This window comes from Rhodococcus sp. P14, from assembly GCF_000256505.1.
GTDB classification, from domain to species: domain Bacteria; phylum Actinomycetota; class Actinomycetes; order Mycobacteriales; family Mycobacteriaceae; genus Rhodococcus; species Rhodococcus ruber.
Genome location: NZ_AJFC01000135.1, coordinates 1 through 3,922 on the forward strand (window position 1 = coordinate 1; position 3,922 = coordinate 3,922).

4 protein-coding genes are annotated in these 3,922 nt (G+C 69.0%); all 4 read right to left on the bottom strand.

All coding sequences use genetic code 11. The features are described 5' to 3' along the window. Window positions 1-60 precede the first annotated feature (60 nt). Window positions 61-978 carry a LysR substrate-binding domain-containing protein gene (locus OEY_RS0110280; RefSeq protein WP_010593795.1) on the bottom strand — a complete coding sequence of 306 codons (918 nt, stop codon included), beginning with the start codon at window positions 976-978 and terminating at the stop codon, window positions 61-63. A gap of 10 nt (window positions 979-988) precedes the next feature. Then, window positions 989-2,581, bottom strand: coding sequence for an alkyl hydroperoxide reductase subunit F (gene ahpF, locus OEY_RS0110285; RefSeq protein WP_010593796.1), 1,593 nt, complete (start codon window positions 2,579-2,581; stop codon window positions 989-991). A gap of 133 nt (window positions 2,582-2,714) precedes the next feature. Then, a complete protein-coding gene (ahpC, locus tag OEY_RS0110290) occupies window positions 2,715-3,278 on the bottom strand; it encodes an alkyl hydroperoxide reductase subunit C (RefSeq protein ID WP_003936729.1) in 564 nt (187 codons plus the stop codon). Window positions 3,279-3,471: 193 nt separating this feature from the next. Next, window positions 3,472-3,922 (bottom strand): nitroreductase/quinone reductase family protein (locus tag OEY_RS28265; protein ID WP_010593797.1); only part of this gene is annotated, 451 nt, incomplete at its 5' end.

The window sequence follows — 3,922 nt, forward strand, 5'->3', positions numbered from 1 at the left end:
CCCCGCCCATCCTGCAGCACGTGCCCGCGGCCCGGCACGGCCGGTGCCGCGGACTCCCGCTCAGGAGGGTGGTGTCGGGTCGACCAGACCCTCGGGGAGCCGGCGGAACATCTCGGCAAGCTGCGGCAGGAAGTCGCGGAAGCCGCTGGTCTTGCGCCAGAACATGCCGATGTGGCGACGCGGGACGGGCTCGGCGAACCGCAGCAGCCGGATCTCCGGGGGCTGGGCGACCGGGGTGGTGACGGCCAGGCGCGGCAGCAGGGTCACCCCCACCCCGGCGATCACCATCTGCCGCAGGGTCTCGAGGCTCGTCGCCCGGAAGCCGTTGCGTTCGGCGGCTCCGGTCAGCCGGCACACCTCGAGGGCCTGGTCCCGCAGGCAGTGACCGTCCTCGAGCAGCAGCAGGCTCTCGTCCGCGATCACCGACACGGGGGCAGGTTCGGGTGTGCCGGCCAGCGGATGGGAGGCCGGGACGGCGAGCACGAAGTCCTCGGAGAACAGGTACTCCTGGTGCAGGTGGTCGTCGTCGATCGGCAGTGCGAGCACGCAGACGTCGAGGTCGCCGCGGCGGAGCCGTTCGAGCAGGTCCTCGGTCTTCTCCTCGATCAACAGCAGTTCGAGATCGGGAAACCTCGCCCGTACCGACGGCACGACGTGCGGGAGCAGGTACGGGGCGAGGGTCGGGAACAGGCCGATGCGGAGCGTGCCCGACTCCGGGTCGGAGAACTGCCGGGCGATCTCGCGGATGTTCGCGGTCTCGCTCAGAATGATCCGGGCCCGCTCCACGATCTGCGTGCCCGCGCCGGTCAGGGTGATCTGACGCGGGCTCCGCTCGACGAGTTCGACGCCGAGTTCCTGTTCGAGCTTGCGGAGCTGGGTCGACAGCGTGGGCTGACTGACGAAGCAGGCCTCCGCCGCCCGGCCGAAGTGGCGATGGTGCGCCACCGCGGCCAGGTACTCGAGATCACGCAGGTTCACGACGGACGAACTACCGGACGGTCGCGGCGACCGAGTCCTCGGCCGGGGCGCTGGTGCGGATGAGGTGGTCGAACGCGCCGAGCGCCGCGGTCGCGCCGGCACCGGCGGCGATGACGATCTGCTTGTACGGCACCGTGGTGCAGTCACCGGCCGCGAACACACCCGGCACCGAGGTCTGGCCACGGTCGTCGATCACGATCTCGCCGCGCGGCGACAGCTCGACCGTCCCGGCGAGCCACTCGGTGTTGGGCAGCAGACCGATCTGGACGAAGACGCCCTCGAGCTCGAGCGTGTGCGACGTCTCGGTGGTGCGGTCCTGATAGGTCAGGCCGGTGACCTTGGTGCCGTCGCCGAGGACCTCGGTGGTCAGTGCGCTGACGACGATGTCCACGTTCGGCAGGCTGCGCAGCTTGCGCTGCAGCACCTCGTCGGCGCGCAGCACCGAGTCGAATTCGATGAGCGTGACGTGCGCGACGACGCCGGCGAGGTCGATGGCGGCCTCCACACCGGAGTTGCCGCCGCCGATCACGGCGACGCGCTTGCCCTTGAACAGCGGTCCGTCGCAGTGCGGGCAGTAGGTCACGCCCTTGTTGCGGTACTCGGTCTCGCCGGGCACGTTCATCGAGCGCCACCGCGCGCCGGTGGACAGGATCACGGTACGGGCGAGGAGGGAGGCGCCGCTGTCCAGTTCGACCTCGACGAGGCCACCCTCGACGGTCGCCGGCACGAGCTTCGCGGCCCGCTGCAGGTTCATGACGTCGACGTCGTACTGACGGACGTGATTCTCGAGCGCGGCGCCGAGCTGGGGACCTTCGGTGTAGGGCACGGAGACGAAGTTCTCGATCGCCATCGTGTCGAGCACCTGGCCGCCGAAGCGCTCGGCAGCGAGTCCGGTGCGAATTCCCTTGCGGGCGGCGTAGATCGAGGCTGCGGCGCCGGCCGGTCCGCCGCCGACGACGAGTACGTCGAACGGGTCCTTCTCGGCGATCGCGGCGGCCGCGCGGTCTGCGGCGCCGGTGTCGAGCTTGCCGACGATCTGCTCGAGGCTCATGCGGCCCGAGTCGAACAGTTCCCCGTTGAGATACACCGTCGGTACGGCCATCACCTGGCGTCCGTCGACCTCGTCCTGGAACAGGGCGCCGTCGATGGCGACGTGCGTGATGCGCGGATTGAGTACGCACATCAGGTTCAGCGCCTGCACGACGTCCGGGCAGTTCTGGCAGGAGAGCGAGAAGTAGGTCTCGAAGTGCAGTTCGCCGTCCAGGTCGCGGACCTGCTGCTGCAGTTCCTCCGGCTCCTTCGACGGGTAACCGCCGACCTGGAGGAGAGCGAGTGCGAGGGAGGTGAACTCGTGACCGAGCGGGATGCCGGCGAAGCGGACCTCGATATCGGTGCCGACCCGGTGGATGGCGAACGAGGGGCGTCGTGCGTCGTCGTCGCGGCGCTCGTGGGTGATCTTGTCCGACATCGCCGCGATCTCGTCGAGAAGGGCGGCGAGTTCGGCGGACTTGGGTCCGTCGTCGAGGGAGGACACGAGCTCGATCGGCAGGGTCAGCCGCTCGAGGAGGGACTTCAGTTGGCCGGCGAGCGAGGCTTCGAGCATGGGTATCTACTCCATCGACGGGTGGGGAACGGTGATCGGAATGCGGCACGGCGCCGGGTGGCTCGGCGCTCCGGGAGCGCGGGGCCCGATGTGGGCCGGGCCCCGCGCCGCAGGAAGGTCGGATCCGGAGGTGTCAGATCTTGCCGACGAGGTCCAGCGACGGGGCGAGGGTCTCGGCGCCCTCTTCCCACTTGGCCGGGCAGACCTCGCCCGGGTGCGACCGGACGTACTGAGCGGCCTTGACCTTGCGGACGAGCTCGGCGGCGTTGCGTCCGATGCCCTCGGCGGTGACCTCCATGAACTGGACGATGCCGTCGGGGTCGACGAGGAAGGTGCCGCGGTCGGCCAGGCCCTCGTTCTCGCGCAGCACCTCGAAGTCGGTGCTGATCTGCAGGGTCGGGTCGCCGATCATGGCGTACTTGATCTTGCCGATGGTCTCGGAGGAGTCGTGCCACGCCTTGTGCGTGAAGTGGGTGTCGGTGGAGACCGAGAAGACCTCGACGCCGAGCTTCTGCAGCTCCTCGTAGTGGTCGGCAAGGTCACCGAGCTCCGTCGGGCAGACGAAGGTGAAGTCGGCCGGGTAGAAGAAGAAGATCGCCCACTTGCCCTTGATGTCCTCGTCGGAGACGGAGATGAAACCACCCTCCTGGTAGGCGGTCGCGGAGAAGGGCTTGATCTGCTTGTTGATCAGGGCCACGTTGAACCTCTGTTCGGTCGATAGGGATTCTGACCTTTCAAACACTAACGAGTTTCGATAGGCAGGGCCAATCGATCGACTGCATTCGATTGATAGTCTGCATCTATCGATCCGATCGGCGCGGCGAAACCCCAGTTGGGCGACCGAACCGCCGCCCAGGCGCAGGGGCACGCGCGTCGAGACGTGACCGATATCACGACTGCTGCGAGGCGGTGTCGGTGACGCGGAACACCGGGTAGCGCGAGGCCACGGCCGCGAGTTCCGCCCGAGTGGGTGTACCGGCCAGGCCGAAGTACATGTCCGCCTCCCGAGCGATCTTCCGGTGGCCGGGTTCCCGTCCGCCCCGCAGCAGGTAGGCGCGGAGGATGTCGGCGCGGCCGGGGACCGGTACCTCGACCAGGGTGACCGCCCGACGTCGGCGACCGCGGACCAGCAGTGCGCGCCCGGCGGCAGCCCGCACGTTGCGGGCCCACTGGGACTGGCCGGCCAGCGACAGCAGGTACTGCTCGCCGTCGTGGTCCAGCAGCAGCAGATTGGTCCGGCGCACGACACCGGAGCGACGGCCGGGGACCTCCAGCGTCACGACATTCCGCGGGCTGAGCCGCAGCCGGGTCAGTGCGTGGCCGAGCCACTGCAGCCGCGCG